At 32.7% G+C, this 20,246-nt stretch carries 14 protein-coding genes; 9 read left to right on the top strand and 5 right to left on the bottom strand.

The window, feature by feature from the left end; translation table 11 throughout:
- Nucleotides 1–2: 2 nt before the first annotated feature.
- Nucleotides 3–1,208, bottom strand: a complete 1,206-nt coding sequence (locus BC748_RS05635; RefSeq protein ID WP_162846416.1) for an MFS transporter — start codon at nucleotides 1,206–1,208, stop codon at nucleotides 3–5.
- A gap of 104 nt (nucleotides 1,209–1,312) precedes the next feature.
- Between BC748_RS05635 and BC748_RS05630 the strand changes: the two genes are divergently transcribed.
- From BC748_RS05630 to BC748_RS05610, 5 genes are all read left to right on the top strand, one after another.
- Nucleotides 1,313–1,834: a GNAT family N-acetyltransferase gene (locus BC748_RS05630; protein ID WP_133532488.1), complete on the top strand. Its 522-nt coding sequence runs from the start codon at nucleotides 1,313–1,315 to the stop codon at nucleotides 1,832–1,834.
- An 8-nt stretch (nucleotides 1,835–1,842) separates the two neighbouring features.
- Nucleotides 1,843–5,004, top strand: a complete 3,162-nt coding sequence (locus BC748_RS05625) for a UvrD-helicase domain-containing protein (RefSeq protein WP_133532487.1) — start codon at nucleotides 1,843–1,845, stop codon at nucleotides 5,002–5,004.
- Nucleotides 5,005–5,118: 114 nt separating this feature from the next.
- Nucleotides 5,119–6,309, top strand: coding sequence for a glycine C-acetyltransferase (gene kbl / locus BC748_RS05620; protein ID WP_133532486.1), 1,191 nt, complete (start codon nucleotides 5,119–5,121; stop codon nucleotides 6,307–6,309).
- Nucleotides 6,310–6,400: 91 nt separating this feature from the next.
- Nucleotides 6,401–7,801, top strand: a complete 1,401-nt coding sequence (locus BC748_RS05615) for an OmpA family protein (RefSeq protein WP_133532485.1) — start codon at nucleotides 6,401–6,403, stop codon at nucleotides 7,799–7,801.
- 64 nt (nucleotides 7,802–7,865) lie between these two features.
- A complete protein-coding gene (locus BC748_RS05610) occupies nucleotides 7,866–10,631 on the top strand; it encodes a PD-(D/E)XK nuclease family protein (protein WP_133532484.1) in 2,766 nt (921 codons plus the stop codon).
- Nucleotides 10,632–10,714: 83 nt separating this feature from the next.
- Here BC748_RS05610 and BC748_RS05605 read toward each other — a convergent pair whose 3' ends face one another.
- Entirely contained in the window at nucleotides 10,715–11,497 is a 783-nt protein-coding gene (locus tag BC748_RS05605; protein ID WP_133532483.1) for an alpha/beta fold hydrolase, read from the bottom strand.
- Between the two features lie 138 nt (nucleotides 11,498–11,635).
- Between BC748_RS05605 and BC748_RS05600 the strand changes: the two genes are divergently transcribed.
- Nucleotides 11,636–12,892: an AbiH family protein gene (locus BC748_RS05600; protein WP_133532482.1), complete on the top strand. Its 1,257-nt coding sequence runs from the start codon at nucleotides 11,636–11,638 to the stop codon at nucleotides 12,890–12,892.
- Nucleotides 12,893–13,037: 145 nt separating this feature from the next.
- On the opposite strand, the gene BC748_RS05595 is transcribed toward BC748_RS05600, so the two are convergent.
- Together BC748_RS05595 and BC748_RS05590 are read right to left on the bottom strand one after the other, a co-directional pair.
- The gene (locus BC748_RS05595; protein ID WP_133532481.1) at nucleotides 13,038–14,330 is read right to left on the bottom strand and encodes an aminopeptidase P family protein; all 1,293 of its coding nucleotides are present in this window, start codon (nucleotides 14,328–14,330) and stop codon (nucleotides 13,038–13,040) included.
- A 169-nt stretch (nucleotides 14,331–14,499) separates the two neighbouring features.
- The gene (locus tag BC748_RS05590; protein ID WP_133532480.1) at nucleotides 14,500–15,087 is read right to left on the bottom strand and encodes a Crp/Fnr family transcriptional regulator; all 588 of its coding nucleotides are present in this window, start codon (nucleotides 15,085–15,087) and stop codon (nucleotides 14,500–14,502) included.
- A gap of 194 nt (nucleotides 15,088–15,281) precedes the next feature.
- Between BC748_RS05590 and BC748_RS05585 the strand changes: the two genes are divergently transcribed.
- From BC748_RS05585 to BC748_RS05575, 3 genes are read left to right on the top strand one after another with little or no spacing between them, the layout of a single operon-like run.
- Entirely contained in the window at nucleotides 15,282–16,166 is an 885-nt protein-coding gene (locus BC748_RS05585; protein WP_133532479.1) for a succinate dehydrogenase cytochrome b subunit, read from the top strand.
- Between the two features lie 19 nt (nucleotides 16,167–16,185).
- Nucleotides 16,186–18,195, top strand: a complete 2,010-nt coding sequence (locus BC748_RS05580) for a fumarate reductase/succinate dehydrogenase flavoprotein subunit (protein WP_133532478.1) — start codon at nucleotides 16,186–16,188, stop codon at nucleotides 18,193–18,195.
- Between the two features lie 8 nt (nucleotides 18,196–18,203).
- Entirely contained in the window at nucleotides 18,204–18,965 is a 762-nt protein-coding gene (locus BC748_RS05575) for a succinate dehydrogenase/fumarate reductase iron-sulfur subunit (protein ID WP_133532477.1), read from the top strand.
- 61 nt (nucleotides 18,966–19,026) lie between these two features.
- On the opposite strand, the gene BC748_RS05570 is transcribed toward BC748_RS05575, so the two are convergent.
- Entirely contained in the window at nucleotides 19,027–20,238 is a 1,212-nt protein-coding gene (locus tag BC748_RS05570; protein WP_162846415.1) for an outer membrane beta-barrel protein, read from the bottom strand.
- Between the last annotated feature and the right edge of the window lie 8 nt (nucleotides 20,239–20,246).

Below are 20,246 nucleotides of genomic sequence, written 5' to 3'. Positions count from 1 at the left end.
AATTACATTTCAATTTGCTGCAATTTTCGCTCTAACCGATAAGAAATCATTACGCAGGAAAGTATCAATACAACGCTGATATATCCCAAATAATTGTAATTATGAATCGCAAACTTGGCATCACTATACGTAATCCAACCACTCAACAAGGAAGCAAATCCTGTTCCAAGCGATTGGACGCAAGAATTCAAACTCATAAAACTTCCACGTGTTTGACTTGTTACCGCTTGGGTGATCATGGCTTGTCCTGGAACAGTTCTTCCAGTTGAGGAACTAAACCAAAATCCAAAAATTCCCAAGACAATAAACAGTTGCCAATGTGGCATATTCGTTATCAAAACCACAAAAACGATAGAAATTAAAGCTGCCCAAACAAACACATTTCTTTTGCCATAACTATCTGCTAATTTGCCTATAATTTGTGCCGAAATCAGCGAACAAATTCCGCCAACCAAATAAATTAACGGTGTATATTCTTGAGGTACGCCAACATTATAAACTAAATAGGGATTAATCAACGGAACAATAATAAAATGTCCCGTTATCAATAAAAAGCTAAAAATCAACGCTGTAACTTGAGCTTTATTACTGAAAATGTCATAGAAATTGGAATTGCGTTCTTTTAATTTTATCGGGTTTTCCAAATGTGAATTAACATTCGGAACAAATTTGAATAAAAATGGCAACAACAATACGCCAAAAATAGCAACTACCAAAAACGGATAATGCCAATCATACGTATTGGCTAAATACAATCCAAACGGAACACCAATAACCGAAGCCAACGCAAATCCGCCCATCAACAATCCCATTGCTCGACCACGACGTTCATATGGAATAACATCGGCAATGATGCTCAAAATCTGAGCGCTAATCAATCCACCAAAAATTCCAGTTACAATTCGTGCTACTATCATCGAATAGGTTCCAAAAGCAAAAGCACAGGCAAAAGTTCCTAGTAAAAATCCAGAGTAAGCGAACAATAAGAGTTTTTTTCTATCAAATTTATCAGCAAAGAAAATGGCACAAAAACTACTCACAAAAGCCGACAACGAATAACTCGAAACAATAATAGCAAACTCTGATGTGGTTAAATTCCATTTGGGCATCAAAATATTTCCCAATGGCATAACAATCATAAAATCGAGTATATGGGTAAAGTTCAGCAACGCCATTAACGCAACTAAAATGATTTCATTTCTTTTCAAAACGCATTTTTTATTTAATGCAAAATTACGCATAGAAAAATTCCTTTTTCTTAATAAAGAATTAATTAATTACATTAGTACCATAAATAAAAACTATAGCACGAATGTTTGATTTGCAGCCCAATCATCTGAAAAACAATTTAATTTCGCTTTCACCTTTGCAGGAAAATGATTTTGAAGAATTATATGCCGTTGCCAATGACGAACTACTTTGGGAACAACATCCAAACAAACTGCGGTATCAACGTGCTGTTTTTCAGAATTTTTTTAAAGGTGCGATGCTTTCTGCCGGCGCTTTTATCATTCGTGATAGTAAAACTAATGAAGTTGTTGGTAGCAGTCGTTTTTATGATTACAATAAAAAAGAGAATTCAATATTGATTGGTTACACGTTCATCGGACGAAAATTTTGGGGAAATGATTATAATAAATCGTTGAAAAAACTAATGTTAGATTACGCTTTTCAACACGTAAACAAAGCCTATTTTCACATTGGCGCTTTCAACATTCGTTCCCAAAAAGCCATCGAAAAAATTGGTGCCATCAAAATCGATGAATTTGAAGTGGAATATTACGGCGAAGACAGTAAGTTGAATTTTGTTTATGAAATAACTCGAGATAATTGAAACAATAAATGCAAAAAACCGCTTTCTCCATCTACGACGCATCTGCAGGTTCTGGAAAAACCTATACTTTGGTAAAAGAATATCTCAAAATTATTCTCTTGTCAAAAAAACCCGATGCCTATCGAAACATTCTCGCCATTACGTTTACCAACAAAGCGGTTCACGAAATGAAAAGTCGCGTGGTAGAAAGTCTTTCGGAGTTTTCCAAAGAAAATCCTTCGGAGAAAGCAGTTCAATTGATGCAAAATATTCAGTTGGAAACTGGTTTAAGTTTGGCAACAATCACTGAAAAAGCTAAAAACATCATCAAAAATCTGATACATAATTACGCCTCGTTTGATATTTCGACCATTGATAAATTTACGCATAAAGTTATTCGCGCATTTGCACACGATTTGAATTTACCGATAACTTTTGATGTTTCTCTCGACACCGAAAACCTTCTAAATGAAGCTGTTGATGCCATAATTGCCGAAGCTGGAAACGATGAAACACTGACCAATTTACTAGTAGATTTCACGATGGAAAAAACCGATGATGATAAGTCTTGGGATGTTTCTCGTGAAATTATGGAAACCGGAAAGTTGATTTTAAACGAAAACAATCGCGAGGAAATCACCCATTTTCAAAATAAAAAAATTGAAGATTTTACAATTATCAAAAACAAATTAAGCGCATTATCTGATGAAATTGAAAATGAATGTGTCAATTTAGCCATCGAAGCCTTAACTTTAATTGAAAGCAATGGCATTGATTTAAAATCGTTTTCTGGTGGTTATTTTCCAAAACATTTGATCAGCATTCAAGAGAAAAAATTCAATCCAAATAACAAAACTTATCACGAAGCCGAAGACATCAAAATCAACAAAACGGCAAAAGATAGTGCTCAAATTGAAAGCATAGTTCCTAATTTGTTAGCGATTTTGGCAACAATTTATTCGAAATTTGAAAAGAAGAATTTTTACGATGCTTTTCTTAAAAACATCACGCCACTTTCGTTGTTGAACACGTTGAGCAACGAATTGACCAAAATTCAAAAAGAACAAAACATACTTTCAATTTCAGAATTCAATAAATTAATCAACGAACAAATTCAAAATCAGCCTGCGCCATTTATTTATGAACGTTTGGGTGAAAAATACCGTCATTTTTTCATTGACGAATTTCAAGATACGTCGGAAATGCAATGGCAAAATCTTATTCCGTTAATTGACAATGCACTTTCAAGCGAAGATTTAAACGGTGAACGAGGTTCGTTACTGCTGGTTGGCGATCCAAAACAGTCCATTTATCGTTGGCGTGGCGGAAAAGCAGAACAGTTTATCGAACTCAGCAAAGACAAAAATCCGTTTGCAAATCCAGATAAAAAGCTATTTTCTCTGGAACGAAACTACCGAAGTTATTCGCAAATCATTGAATTCAACAACGCTTTTTTTAAATTTTTGTCTAATGAATTTGAAAACGAAGATTACAAAGATTTGTATGCCAATCACAGTCATCAAAAAACGAATGATAAAAATGGCGGTTATGTTTCGATTTCTTTTTTGCCGAAAAATGAAAGAAACACCGAAAATTATGGAGAAGAAACCACCGAAAAAGAAGATTTATTCCTCGAAGCCACTTTAAAAACTATTGAAAAAGTAAAATCCAACGGTTTTGCCAATAAAGACATTGTCATTCTTACCCGAAAGAAAAATCAAGGAACAGCAATTGCTAATTTTTTAACCGAAAATGATATTCCGATTTTATCGTCCGAGAGTTTGTTGCTTGGTTCATCGTCAGAAGTTCAGTTTATCGTTCATTTTCTGAATTACTTGAAAAACAAAAATGATTTAGAAGCAAAAGCCCATTTTTTGTATTATTTGGCACAAAAAAACAAAGATAAAATTGCCATTCACGACTTTATTTCGAGCGGAATGGAGCAAAAAGAAGAAGCCGATTTTCAAAAATGGCTTTTTGATTATGATTTCGAAATTTCGTTTACCACTATTCGAAAAAAATCGCTTTATGAATCCGTAGAATTGATTATTTCCAAAGCCATTTCTATCGAAAAAAGAAACGCTTATGTTCAATATTTCTTGGATGTTGTTTTGGAACGCGATTTAAAAAATCAAGCCGGAATTTCGGATTTTCTGAATTATTGGGAAACCCAAAAAGAAAAACTCAGCATTCCATCGCCCGAAGGCAACGATGCTATCCGAATTATGACTATTCACAAATCAAAAGGATTGGAATTTCCGGTGGTTATTTTTCCCTTTGCCGAAGAAGATTACAGCAAAGGTCCAAAAGAAAAAATTTGGATAAACGCCGATGAAGAAACCATTGGTTTGCCAAAAGTTTTGGTCGATAAAAGTAGCAAAGTTGAAGGTTTTGGAAAAGACGCATCAGAGGTTTACAATCAAAAAAAACAAGAAGATTTACTAGACGATATTAATATTTTATATGTTGCGCTAACTAGAGCTGAGGAGCAATTGCATGTGATTTCGCAAATGCAAAACATCAGTAAATCGACTGGTGAATATCCAAAAAATATGGCGTCGTTTTTTATTACTTTTTTGAGTTGCCAAAATCTATTTGACGAAAATAAACTGGACTACGAATTTGGAAACAGTACAAAATTATCTTCTAAAAAAGCAAGTACAGAAACACCAAAAACAATTCCGCAATTAACCGAGATTTTAAATCCAAAAAATATCAAAATTGCCCAACGCGAAAGCTTAATGTGGAATACAACCCAACAAAAAGCCATTGAATATGGAACTATTTTGCACGAAATACTGTCGTTTGTAAAAACCAAAAACGATGTGAATTTGGCATTGACCAAAGCCATTGAAAACGGATTGATTATCGCTTCGCAACGAGAAATTGTGGAAAAAACCATCTTCGAAATTGTAAATCATCCTGATTTGGGAGATTTTTTTGCTGATGAACATTCCATTCTCAACGAAAAAACCATCATTCAAAAAGAAGGCAATTTGATAAAACCCGACAGAATGGTTCTGACTTCAACCAAAGAAATTTATTTATTAGATTATAAAACCGGTTCACATCAAGCGAAATATACCAAACAATTGGAGAATTATCAAAATGCTATCGAAAAAATGAACTATCGTGTAACGAAAAAAGCGTTGGTTTATATTGGCGAAACGTTGGAAGTGGTAAATTTGTAAATTAATCAAAAACAATATAAAAAGCAAAAAAATCGAAAGTATTTGTAAAACTGTCCAGTATAGTTTTTTTGATCTTTTTGATTTTTTAAATCTTTTAAATTTAAAAATAAAAACATGTACGGAAAAATTCAACAACACCTACAAAACGAATTAAAAACCATTGAAGACAATGGTATTTTCAAAAAAGAACGCGTGATCACTTCGCCTCAAGGTGCAGAAATAACAGTTAATGGCGAAACGGTTTTAAACTTTTGTGCCAATAATTATTTAGGATTATCATCACATCCCGAAGTGGTTCAAGCCGCAAAAGACGCTTTGGATTCCCACGGTTTCGGGATGTCGTCAGTACGATTCATTTGTGGAACGCAAGATATTCATAAAACTTTGGAACAAAAAATCGCAGATTTCTATGGAACCGAAGATACTATTCTTTACGCAGCAGCATTTGATGCCAATGGTGGTGTTTTTGAACCATTATTAGGCGAAGAAGATTGCATTATTTCAGATAGTTTAAATCACGCTTCCATTATTGACGGCGTTCGTTTGTGTAAAGCAGCACGTTATCGTTATGAAAATAACAATATGGACGATTTGGAAAACCAATTAAAGAAAGCCGTTGAAGCTGGACATCGCTTCAAGCTTATCGTAACCGATGGTGTTTTTTCAATGGATGGATTAGTTGCGCCATTGGACAAAATTTGTGATTTAGCCGATAAGTATGATGCTTTAGTAATGGTTGACGAATGTCACGCTGCTGGATTTATTGGTGCCACAGGCAAAGGAACTTTGGAAGCCAAAAACGTAATGGGAAGAGTTGACATCATTACAGGAACATTAGGAAAAGCACTTGGCGGCGCAATGGGTGGATATACTACAGCCAAAAAAGAAATTGTTGAAATTTTACGTCAACGTTCACGACCTTATTTATTTTCTAATTCGTTAGCTCCAGCTATTGTTGGTGCTTCAATCAAAGTTTTTGAATTATTGAAAAAAGACACTTCGCTCAGAGATAAACTAGAATGGAATACTAATTATTTTAAAAACGGCATGAAAAAAGCTGGTTTTGACATTATTGATGGTGATTCTGCAATCGTTCCTGTTATGTTATACGATGCCAAGTTATCCCAAATAATGGCAGATGAATTGTTGAAAAAAGGAATTTATGTTATAGGTTTCTTCTTTCCAGTTGTTCCGAAAGAGAAAGCTAGAATTAGAGTTCAGTTATCAGCTGCTCATTCAAAAGAACATCTTGACAAGGCAATTAATGCTTTTATTGAAGTTGGAAAAGCGTTAAATATCATTTAATTAAGCATATTTTAACAATATCATTTTGATATTATATTAATACGTATTACTTTTGCCCTATTATAATTATTATAATCTAATCAAATTAAGTATGAAACATCTTAACAAATTATTAGTTGCTGTATTAATGTTAGCTGGAATCAGTTCACAAGCTCAAGATAGCAACAACCCATGGGCAATCTCATTTGGGGTTAACGCAGTAGATACAAGAGTAAGTGCTGCATCAAGTTTAGAAGATCAATTTTCTGAATTCTTTAACGCTAAAGATCACTGGAACATCCTTCCATCTGTATCTTACATTAACGTATCTAAATACGTAGGTAGTAATTTCTCTTTTGGTTTAACAGGATCTATTAATAAGATAGACAAATTTGTTGGACCAAGAGTTAACAATCAAGATTATACAGTTTCAAACCCAGGTGATTTAAGCTATTATGGAATTGATGGAGTTATCAATTATAGCCTAATGAACTTAATCAAATCAAAATCTATTGACCCTTCGGCTCATGTTGGTGGTGGTTATACTTGGTTAGGAGATGATGCAAGAGGTGGAACTGTTAATGCTGGTTTAGGCTTAGCTTATTGGATTACAGAAAATGTTGGTGTATCATATCGCGCCACATACAAACATTCTTTTGACTCTAGAGAAGAAGCAAGTTCAGTACCAACACATATGCAACATTTTGCAGGTCTTACTTTCAAATTTGGTGGTAAAGATACAGACGGAGACGGAATTTATGACAAAGATGATACTTGTCCAGAAGTTGCTGGTTTAAAACAATTTAACGGTTGTCCTGATACTGATGCTGACGGAATCACTGATGCTAGTGATGCTTGTCCAGAAATCGCTGGTTCAGCTGAATTTAATGGTTGTCCTGATACTGACGGTGACGGAATTGCTGATAAAGATGATGCTTGTCCAGATGTTGCTGGTTTAAAAACTTTAGGTGGTTGTCCAGATGCTGACGGTGACGGAATTGCTGACAAAAACGATAAATGTCCAGATGTTAAAGGTCCAAAAGAAAACAATGGTTGTCCTTGGCCAGACAAAGATGGTGATAAAGTTTTAGACAAAGATGACAAATGTCCAGATGTTGCTGGTACAGTTGCAAACAATGGTTGTCCAGAGGTATCTGACGAAGTTGTTAAAAGATTAAATGATTATGCTAAAACTATCTTGTTTGACTCTGGTAAAGCTTCTTTCCAACAACAAACTTACCCAGTTTTAGAAGCTATTACAGCTATTTTAAAAGAATATCCAAATTCTAATTTCTCTATCGAAGGACACACAGATAGCGATGGTAAAGATGCTGCTAACCAAACTTTGTCTGAAAACAGAGCTGCTGCAGTTAAAAATTACTTAATCGAAAAAGGAATTGCTTCTTCAAGATTGTCTTCAGCTGGTTTCGGTGAATCTAAACCAATTGATACAAACAAAACTAAAGCTGGTAAGGCTAACAACAGAAGAGTTGAAGTGAAATTAGTAAAATAATTTCTTCCAAAATATTTTATAAAAAACGCTCCTAAATTCGGAGCGTTTTTTTTATTTTTATAACATGTCAAATCCAACCTTTCTTCATCAACTAGCAAAAGAAATTCTAAAAAATAATTTTGATAATTTATCAGAACTCGTTATTGTTTTACCCAACAAAAGGGCCAAAGTGTTTTTACTTGATGAATTAAAAAAACTAGTTTCAACAAATGTTTTTGCGCCAGAAATAATAAGTGTAGAAGAATTTGTTCAAGACATTGCCGGAATTCGAAGTATAGATTCGGTAGAATTGCTTTTTGAATTTTATGAAGTTTACGTTTCTATTACCGAAAAAAATCAAGAGACTTTTGAAACTTTTGCCAATTGGGCGAAAACACTTTTACAAGATTTTAATGAAATCGATAGGTATTTACTCGAACCTGATAAAATTTTGAAATATCTTGAAAACATCAAAGAAATCGAGCATTGGTCAGTTGACATCAACAAAAAAACCGAACTGATTGACAATTATCTTGCCTTTTGGAAAAAACTACCCGAATATTATCATTCACTTTACAACTATTTGTCAAATAAAGGAATTGGTTACCAAGGATTAATTTATCGCGAAGCAGTTGAAAATCTCAATCATTTTTCAGAAAAGAATTCTAACCATTTTATTTTTGCTGGTTTTAATGCACTCAATCAAGCCGAAGAAAAAATTATTCAGCATTTGCTCGCTTTGGGAAAAGCCAAAATTTATTGGGATATTGACGAAACACTACTTCACGACACCTTTCATGATGCTGGTTTATTTCAAAGACGTTTTAAATCAAGTTGGAGTTACTATAAAACCAATCCTTATGAATGGATTTCTAATGAGTATTCAGCAGAAAAAAATATCCAAGTCATAGGAACTTCAAAATCGATCGGTCAAGCGAAGATTGCTGGCGATATTATAAAAAAACACATTGACAACAACAATTCCAATCTTCAAAATGTTGCCCTAGTTCTTGGTGAAGAAAACCTTTTATTGCCTGTTTTGCATTCGCTTCCTGCTGAAATTGATGCGTTGAACATTACGATGGGTTTTACCAGCAAAAATAATCCTGCACAGTTGTTGATTGCCAAACTTTTTAAGCTACATGTAAATGCTTTTGAGCGAAATGCAACCAATTATGTGATGTATTACAAAGACGTGCTGGATGTTTTGACACATCCGCTGATTGAACCATATTGCAAAGCTGATGTCGTAGTAAGTACTATCAATCGCAATAATTTTACGTTTATTTCCCATAAAAAACTGAAAGAATTACATCCGTTTGAGAACGAACTTTTCAGCTTATTATTTCAAAAATGGGATACAAATTCGGTTACAGTTTTAGAGAATTTGTCTCAAATTTTGCTAAAAGTAAAAGCCAATTTAAGTAAAGACCAAAACCCCGAAGTTTCAGAAGAAAAAATTGCCAACGCATTTGTTTTTTCCATTTTCAAAATCATCAATAAAATGATTTCCTATTTTAGTGAACATCAAAAAATTGATAATATCAAAACGCTACATGCGATTTACAAGCAAATTATCGATTTGGCAGAAGTGTCATTTGAAGGCGAACCTTTGAATGGTTTACAAATTATGGGAGTTTTGGAAAGTCGTGTGCTCGATTTTGAAACCGTAATCATCACATCGGTTAATGAAGGTAAATTTCCAGCAGGAAAAAGTACCAATTCCTTCATTCCATATGATGTGAAACGTGAATATGGTTTGCCTACTTTCAAAGAAAAAGATGCCATTTATACGTATCATTTTTATCATTTGTTACAACGAGCAAAAAATGTTTATTTGATTTATAATTCAGATAGCGAAGGATTTGATGCCGGCGAAAAAAGCCGTTTCATAACACAATTAGAAGTTGAAAAACGACCAAAACACAACTTAACTTTTGATTTTTACAATCCAAATGTTCCCAATATTGCTTATGAACCGATTGTCATCGAAAAAACGGAAAGCATCATCAATCGACTGAGAGAAATTGCCGAAAAAGGTTTTTCACCATCAGCATTGACAACCTATATTCGAAATCCAATACAGTTTTATTTTCAGAGAATTTTGCGAATTTCTGAAACGGACGAAGTAGAAGAAAACATTGCGGTCAATACGCTTGGAACTATTATTCACGGCACTTTAGAAGAATTGTACAAACCATTTATTGGAAAAATTTTAATTGAAAATGATATAAAAATTTGCATCAAAAACATTGATGATGAAGTGTTGAAGCAATTCAAATTGGTTTACAAAGAAGGTGAAATCAAAAAAGGAAGAAATCTTCTCGCCTTTGAAGTTGCCAAACGAAATGTGTTGAATTTCTTAAAAATGGAGTTAGAGGCTATTCAAAACGGAGATGAAATTCAGTTAATTGCTTTAGAAAAACCATTGTCACGAACGCTTGAACATCCAAAATTGCCTTTTGCTGTAACCATTGCAGGAAATGTTGATCGAATTGAAAACCGAAACGGAAGAATTCGAATTATCGATTACAAAACGGGTAAAGTGGAACAAAAAAACGTTACGCTAAAAGACTGGAATGGTTTAACGGAAGACATCAAAAACGACAAAATCATTCAAATTTTGGCATATGCATTCATGTATGAAGAAGAAGCAAAAGGATTAGATATTGAAGCAGGAATTATTTCGTTTAAGAATTTAAAATCTGGATTTTTACCCTTTAATTTTAAACCCGAAAAAGAAAGCTTTGACGTTATTTCACCAGAAATTATGGAAAATTATTTGGAGGAAATAGTGATTTTGCTACAAGAGATTTTGAATGTTGATGTAGCTTTTGAGGAGAAAATTTAATGCTTAACCACAAAGAACACAAAGTTATTTCACTATGAACACAAAGTTTTGAGAACTTTGCGCATTCTTAGTGACCTTAGTGGTTAAACCCTTTTCAAAAAACTCAAAAAAACCTTCAATAATTCCTCTTGGTTTTCAATATGCGACATGTGTCCATCTGGAAAAGTGGTAAGTTCTACTTTGGTATTTTCAATTTGACCAAGATTATCATCGTAATTTAAAACACCATCATTTTTGCCTAAAACCAATTGCATCGGATAAGGCGCAAAATGCAAAATCACTTCACGGTCTTTTCGGATTTTCATGCCTTCTAAAGCGGCAACTATTCCTTGCAAAGGAGTTTTTAGTGCCTCATTTTTAACTTGCTCTATTTGTTCGGCTAATCTTTCCCGATTGCTTTCGCTAAATAAATTGGCAATACTCATTCGAACAAAATTGGTGTAATTCTGTTTTACGGCAATAATTGCTCGGTCGCGATTTATTTTACGCTCGTCGCTATCGGCAAGTGAAGTCGAGTTCAACAAAAACAATCCTTTAATAGTATCGGGATACAATTCGGCGAAAGCCAAAGCAATATAACCGCCCATTGAATGACCAGCCAAAATCGCTTTTCTGATTTTTAATTCGTGTAAAACGTGCTGAACCATATCGGCTTGATCTTCCATAGAATGCACATAGCCCAAGCATTCCGTTTCGCCATGACCTAATAAATCAATGGTTATAACGCGATGTTTTTTTGAAAGTTCAGGAACAAAGGCTTTCCACATGGTTTGATTTTCCAAAAAACCATGCAACAGCACAATTGTTGTTCCTTTTCCTTGGTCAGTAAAAGCAATTTTGGTGTTTTTGTAGATTGTGGTTTTCATAGTTGCAAAAGTAGATTTTAACTGTAAAATCACGAATTATTTTTTCACAAACTTTGATGTGCTGTGAGTCTCTTTTTAGATTCCTACGGAATGACAAGTTTGAGTCTAATTTTCTATCTTTGAGAAAAGGTTTTGTTTATGAATAGATTAGTTATTATAGGAAATGGATTTGATTTGGCACATGGTTTGCCTACGAGTTATGGACATTTTATTGATGATTTTTGGAAAAGCTTCAATGCTAATTGTAAAAACGATTTATATAAAAAAATTGTATTAACAAATGATGCATATGACGGTTACTACAAAAATTACAGTGAGATTCGTGATTTTAAAGATTTCAAAAAAAATTTAATAGAATATTGTAAAGACTACAAATATAACTTCTACGACAAAAATTGTGTTGCACAAATAGGGGCAACTGATATTTTTAGAGTTAAAAATGATTTATTTCTTAAAATTAACGATGAAAGTATTTACAATTGGGTTGATATTGAAAATCTATACTATTCAGAGTTAAAAAAAATAATTAAATCTGATTTATTTTTGAAGGAAAAAATAACCGAAGAATTCTGGAAAAAACATCAATTAGAAAAAGTTGAAAAACTCAATAATGAATTTGATGAGATAAAAAAGCTTCTTGAAGTTTATTTGTTTGAAAAAGTCATAAATAGATATCATTTTAAAATCGATGAAAATAATTCAGTTTTAAAAATTTTTTTCCCTGATAAAATCGAAGAGGGAAAAATGACTAATTATTTAGATGAATTTCCTGTTGAAGACGAAACAGAAGCAAAAAGTAATATGTTTATGTTAACTAATGAAATTCAAAATTATTCAGATAATTTTCAAACAAGCGTGATGTATAAAGTAATTTTTTTAAATTTTAATTATACTCCAACATCAAAATTATATATTGATGAAATAAAAAAAAGATGGAAACAATCTGAAATTATAAACATTCATGGCGAAGTTGAAAATAGCGAACATCCAATAGTATTTGGTTATGGGGATGAAATGGATGAAGATTATAAAGTAATTGAGAATTTTAATGATAATAGATTATTAGAAAATATAAAATCATTTCAATATCTCAACAAAAGCAATTACAAAAGACTATTAGATTTTATTAAACAATTTGGGAAATTTCAAGTTTTTATATTAGGTCATTCGTGTGGACTGTCTGATAGAGTTTTGTTAAACACAATATTTGAAAACGAAAATTGTCGCTCTATAAAAGTCTTTTATCATAAAAAAAATAACGAAAAAGATAATTATACTGAGATAGTTCAGAATATTTCTCGTCACTTCAATGATAAAACCTTGATGAGAGAAAAAATCGTTAATAAAACATTTTGTCAACCATTACCACAATTACAACTACCAAAAATAGAGTGATTTTGTCATTTCGACGAAGGAGAAATCACACTAGTTGTTTGCGATATGAGATTCCTCGTGCCACGGAATGACAACTTTAAACATAAAAAAACGGCTCACTTTCGCAAACCGTCTTTTCTCTTTCTTCTTGTATCTATTTTCTAAATTACGAATTCATCAAACTCTCAATTTCCTCTACTTCAATAGGAATATTGCGCATTAAGTTGAACGCTTCGCCTTTTTCTTGAATGACCATATCGTCTTCAATTCGAATTCCGAAACCTTCCGCTGGAATGTAAATTCCCGGTTCAACCGTAAACACCATATTGGCTTGCATAGGTTCGTGAAGCAAACCATAATCGTGTGTGTCCAAACCTAAATGATGCGACGTGCCGTGCATGAAATATTTTTTATACGCTGGCCAATCTGGATTTTCGTTTTGAACATCGGCTTTGTCAATCAATCCCAAACCTAAAAGTTCTGAAGTCATGATTTTACCAACTTCTACATGATATTGTTTCCACAAAGTTCCTGGAACAAGCATTTTTGTAGCTTCATTTTTCACACGTAGAACGGCATTGTAAACTTCTTTTTGTCTGTCTGAAAATCGTCCAGAAACCGGAACCATTCTGGTCATATCACTAGAATAATTGGCATATTCTGCACCAACGTCAAGCAAAATTAAATCGCCTGCTTTGCATTGTTGGTTGTTTTCGATATAATGCAACACGTTAGCGTTATTTCCCGAAGCAATAATTGGCGTGTAAGCAAAACCTTTAGAACGATTTCTTAAAAATTCATGTGCAAATTCTGCTTCGATTTCGTATTCCATTACGTTTGGTTTTACAAAATTTAGCGCTCTGCGATAACCTTTCTCGGTAATATCACATGCTTTTTGAATTAAGTCAATTTCTTCGCTTTCTTTTATCGAACGAAGACGTTGCAATATAGGATTTGACTTTTCTACTTTATGTGCTGGATAATTTTCTTTCCACCATTTTACAAAACGTGCTTCACGAGTTTCGGTTTCAATCGATGCGCGATAATGTTCGTTAGTGTTGATGTAAATCGTTTCGGCATACGCCATGATTTCTTTTAACGTTTTATGAAAATCTTGTAGCCAAATCACGGTTTTAATTCCAGCAACTTCAAAAGCTCTTTCTTTAGTGAGCTTCTCGCCTTCCCAAATGGCGATGTGTTCGTTGGTTTCTTTTAGAAATAAAATTTCCTTTAAATACTCGTATGGTGCATCAGGAAAAAGCAACAAAATACTTTCTTCTTGATCAACGCCAGACAAATAAAAAATATCGCGATGTTGAGCGAAAGGCAAAGTAGAATCGGCAGAAACTGGGTAAATATCGTTTGAATTAAAAACGGCAACGCTATTAGGTTTCATTTGTGCCGTGAATTTCGCTCTGTTTTTTATAAACAAATCACGGTCTATTTGATGGTATTTCATTTTGAATAAATTTAATAATTTCTATTTACCAAAATTAAGGAATAATTGAGTTCAAGATATAGCCAAATGGCGTTATTTTTATTCTATAGGAACAAAAGAAAAGTTAGAAACACAGATTTAAGAAATTTTAAAAATTAATATAATTTGTTAAATCTGTGTTCTAAAAAAATTATAAAATATTTTTACGAATACGACTCATATGTCGCGACGAAATTCCAAGGAAAGAAGCTAAATAATGTAACGGCACTTCTTGAAGTAATTTTGGTTCAGTTATTAATAACTTTTTGTATCGCTCTTCAGGAGTAAGTGTCAATAAATCAATTCGATAATCGTCAATAAGCATAATTTGCTTTTCAATTAAATTATTGTAAAATTGATGAAAAGCTTTGTTCATTTTTAATAAACGGTTGAACGTTTCTAAATCTATTATCCAAAGTTTACAATCAACAAGTGCTTTGATGCTTTTTCGCGAAGGAATTTTATTTAAAAAGCTATTTAAGGATGACGTTGACGAATTTCGTAAAGCTAAGTAAGTCGTTTTTTCCTCGCCATTAATTAAAATAGCATGTTGAAGAATACCACTTTCAACAAAACAGAAATAGGAACATATTTGGTTTTCTTTGACCAAAAAATCATTTTTCTTAAGATTTAAAACCGTAAAACATTGAAAAACTTGATTGATTAAGTCTTCATTTTCAGAGCTTAACGAAACTCCTTGAGTTAAATACTCTTTAAAATTGATTTCTTTTTGACTCATTCTCTTTTGAAAAGTTAGCTATACAAAATTATTGCTTTTAAAATAAAAACTAATCGCTTTAAATAATTAAAAATAAACAAGTGTTAAACACATTTTAAATTGATTATAAATTAGGGCGAAAAGGTTGTAGTTAAAAACAATTAACGTTATTTTTGTTCAGATTTTTATAAAAAACTTTATCATATTACATAATTATGGCAAAATCTGCACTTTTAAAGTCATCATTAGCAAAGAAATATTGGATGGCTCTTACGGGTTTATTTTTATGCTTGTTTTTGGCAGGTCACTTAGCAGGAAACCTTCAATTGTTGGTTCCAAATAATGCGTTAAATTTTAACAAATACGCATTGTTTATGACATCAAATCCAGCGGTAAAACTACTTTCTTACCTAACTTACATTTCCATTTTATTTCATGCAATTGATGGGTTTTTATTAACCTATCAAAACATCAAAGCGCGACCAATTGGTTATGCAAAATCTAATCCAAGTGCAAACAGTAGTTTTTCATCTAGAAATATGGCTGTTTTGGGAACATTGATTTTAGTTTTTATTGTAACGCACATGGTTAATTTTTGGGCAAAGATGCATTTTGACAAAAACATGCCTTTGCAAACTATTACTATTGAAGTCATGGGACAAAAGCAAGATTTATATCTTACTACAAATGAAGGATATATGCCAGTTTCTCAAGTAGCAAAAAGTTATGAAGAAGCAACCAAAAGTGGCGCACAGATGTACATTGAAAACAGAACAGAATTTTTCAATACGCAAGCTAAAGTTAAAATGGGTGAAGGCTATAAAGACTTGTACAAATTGACTATTGATTTCTTTAAAAGTAAAGGAAAACTATTCAATGTTATTCCAAATGAAGGATTAGTTTTTACCATTTTATATGTTTTATCAATGGCAGTTTTAGGATTTCACCTCTTACATGGTTTTCAAAGTGCTTTTCAATCTATTGGTTTGAATAATTCAAGCTGGACACCAAAAATTAAGTTGTTTGGGAAACTATTTGCTATTGTAGTTCCAATATTGTTTGCAATCATTCCAGTTTATATTCATTTTTTCTTAAAATAATCAACATCAGATATACATTATGAAGTTAGATTCAAAAATACCAGAAGGTCATATTTCTAAAAAATGGACCGATTATAAAGATCATTTAAAATTAGTTGCTCCAAACAATAGACCGAAAATTGATATTATTGTGGTTGGAACTGGTTTGGCTGGTGCATCTGCAGCAGCTTCGCTTGGAGAAATGGGTTATAATGTTAAAGCATTTTGCTATCAAGACTCACCTAGAAGAGCACATTCTATTGCAGCTCAAGGAGGAATTAATGCTGCCAAAAACTATCAAAATGATGGTGATAGTGTATTTAGATTATTCTATGACACTATTAAAGGTGGCGATTATAGAGCTAGAGAAGCGAATGTTCACCGTTTAGCAGAAGTTTCTTCAAATATTATTGACCAATGTGTGGCTCAAGGTGTACCTTTTGCTCGTGAATATGGTGGATTATTAGATAACCGCTCGTTTGGTGGAACACAAGTACAACGTACTTTTTATGCTGCTGGACAAACAGGTCAACAACTATTATTAGGTGCATATTCGGCACTTTCTAGACAAATTGGTTTAGGAAGGGTAAAAATGTTCAACCGTCACGAAATGCTAGATTTAGTAAAAGTTGATGGAAAAGCCCGTGGAATAATAGCTCGTAATTTAATTACAGGTGAGTTGGAAAGACATTCAGCTCATGCTGTTATTATTGCAACTGGTGGTTATGGAAATGTTTATTTTCTCTCTACAAATGCAATGGGAAGTAACGTAACGGCAGGTTGGAAAATTCATAAGCAAGGCGCTTTATTTGCCAATCCATGTTTTGTCCAAATTCACCCTACTTGTATTCCGGTTCATGGAACAAATCAAGCTAAATTGACTTTAATGTCAGAATCATTGCGTAATTCAGGTCGTATTTGGGTTCCTAAAAAGAAAGAAGATGCAGCCGCTATTCGTGAAGGCAAACTTAAACCAACTCAAATTGCAGAAGAAGATAGAGATTATTACTTGGAAAGAAAATATCCTTCGTTTGGGAATTTAGCACCAAGAGATATATCATCAAGAGCTGCAAAAGAAGTTTGTGATGCTGGACATGGAATCGAATCGAACGATACCAATGAAGGTGTTTACCTTGATTTCTCGTCAGAAATTCAAAATAAAGGAAAACAATCTGCTTACGCGAAAGGAAATCACAACCCTACGCAAGAAGAAATCACCAAATTAGGAAAACAATGGTTGGAAGAAAAATACGGAAATCTTTTTGCAATGTATCAAAAGATTACAGATGAAAATCCGTATGAAACTCCAATGAAAATTTATCCAGCAGTTCACTACACAATGGGTGGCGTTTGGGTTGATTATAATTTACAATCAACAATTCCAGGATGTTTCGTAGCTGGAGAAGCTAATTTCTCTGATCACGGAGCTAATAGACTTGGAGCTTCGGCTTTGATGCAAGGTTTAGCTGATGGTTATTTTGTACTTCCTTACACCGTTTCAAATTATTTAGCAGACGAAATCAGAACAGGAAAAATATCAACAGAAACTCAAGAGTTTATAGATGCTGAAAACAACGTAAAAAACACTATTGATAGATTCTTAAACAACAACGGAACTAAATCGGTTGATCATTTCCACAAACGTCTTGGTTTGATTATGTGGAATAAAGTTGGTATGGGAAGAAACGAAGCTGGATTAAAACAAGCGATTGAAGAAATTGCAGCTTTAAAAGAAGAATTTTATAAAGAAGTTCGAGTTCCAGGTAGTTCTGATGAATTAAATCCTGAATTAGAAAAAGCACTTCGTGTGGCCGATTTTATAGATTTAGGGCAATTAATGGCAATGGATGCATTACAAAGAAAAGAATCTTGTGGTGGACATTTCCGTGAAGAATATCAAGATGCCGAAGGAGAAACACTTCGTGATGACGAAAACTTCTCTTTTGTAAGTGCTTGGCAATATAACGGCAATGATATCACAAAAGAAGAGCTTCACAAAGAAGAATTAAAATACGAGTTTATCAAAATTGCAGCTAGAAATTATAAATAATATACGGTATGTCTTCAGCAAAAAATATAAACATAAACCTTAAAATTTGGCGTCAAAAAAACGCTAAGGCAAAAGGAAGCATGGAAACTTATAAATTAAATAATGTTTCTACTGCAAGTTCGTTTCTAGAAATGCTTGATCAATTGAACGAGCAATTAATAAACGAAAAGAAAGAACCAGTAGCATTCGATCACGATTGTCGTGAAGGAATTTGCGGAATGTGTTCGCTATACATCAACGGACGTGCTCACGGACCAGATACTGGTACAACAACATGTCAATTACACATGCGTAAATTCAATGATGGAGATACTATTTTTATCGAACCATGGAGAAGCAAAGCATTTCCAGTAGTAAAAGATTTAGTCGTTGACAGAAGTGCTTTCGATAGAATTCAACAAGCAGGTGGTTTTGTTTCTGTAAACACATCAGGAAGAACAATAGATGCTAACGCTATTCCAATTCCAAAAGAAGATGCAGATAAAGCATTTATGGCTGCAGCTTGCATTGGTTGTGGAGCTTGCGTAGCAAGTTGTAAAAACGGTTCTGCAATGCTATTTGTTGGAGCAAAAGTATCGCAATATGCTTTATTACCACAAGGAAAAGTAGAAGCTACACAACGAGTTTTAAATATGGTTCGTCAAATGGATGAAGAAGGTTTCGGAAACTGTACTAATACTGGAGCATGTGAAGTAGAATGTCCGAAAGGAATTTCTCTTGAAAACATTGCTCGCATGAACAGAGAATATTTGAAAGCTAGTTTGAAATAGTTTTCTATTTTAATAAATAAAAAAACACAACTTTCGTTGTGTTTTTTTATTTATTAAAATTCTAAAATAATTTATATGATGCAAGCAATGTTAAGGAACCTACATCAATATTTGATAGTTTTTTAACTATAAAATAGTTTAATGACAGTGAATATTTGTTTTCATAATTATATCCTAATCCTATTCTAGCCGCTGCTGAAAAAGATTTTGACTTCAATTCATCATTAAAACTCGATAAATTCCCATAATTATTTATAAAACTTCTTTTTTCCTCAATACTTGTTAAGATTGTTAAATTTAATGCTCCATCCAAAAACAATTTTGAATTAGCATTTAAATCAAAATAACGTCTAACTCCTAATGGAATATCAATATAAGAATAAGTACTATTTAAAAATGCAGTTCCAAATTGTCCTATAGGATTTACATTACCCTTAGATAATTCATATTTTGATTGTTGGTAATTTGGAGAAACAAAAATTGCCCATCTATTTTTGTTAAATGGTAAAAGAGCTTCTATCTCAAAACCTAAAACAATATTAATTTTATTTTTTGACACTAGATCTGCATCTTTTAACTGAATTTCTCCACCTGATGAACCTGGTGCAATATATAAGCCTGACATTGTAAAACTACCATTTGTAAAATTTAAACCTGCCAAAACATTAAAGTTAAATTTAATTGTTGTTTCCTTACTAGTAAAAATCGTATAATCAGAATTGGTGTGTTTGTTATAATTGATAAAAAAATTTACCAAAGCATTTTTCTTATACTCAAGTTTTCGAATTTCAATTTGATTTTCAGTGGTTTTTAAATTGTTATAAAGCTCAACCCTAAATAAATTATCTTCTTTTATGGATATGTTATCTTTTTCTTTTTTGTAGACAAGCTGTTTAATTTCACCATTATTTATTTGATAAAAGAAAATATCATCATTATAATATAATTTAGCTATACCATCGACTAAAACTTTTAAAATGATAGTTTCTGGTTTAGGATTATAATCTCCGCTTAAACTCTTATCTACATTTACAATTGATTTGATATAATACTGAGATGTTCCATATATTTGAAATGAATTTATTTGACTAAGGTTGATAATTTCCGTCATTGATTCTTCAGAAAGTTTATATTCAATCTGTTTAGGTGGATTAATCCAATCTTGATTTTCAATTAAACATTCAACTTTTCTATTTTGACTGTCTATAAAATAACCTTTTTCAAATTTTATCTGCGCAAAAAGATTAAAACTGGATAATAAAACAATTAACAACTTAGCTT

The organism is Flavobacterium dankookense (assembly GCF_004362665.1).
In the GTDB taxonomy this organism is placed as follows: Bacteria; Bacteroidota; Bacteroidia; order Flavobacteriales; family Flavobacteriaceae; genus Flavobacterium; species Flavobacterium dankookense.
The sequence above is the reverse complement of the archived record's forward strand: the minus strand, read 5'-3'. Positions and strand labels throughout refer to the sequence as shown.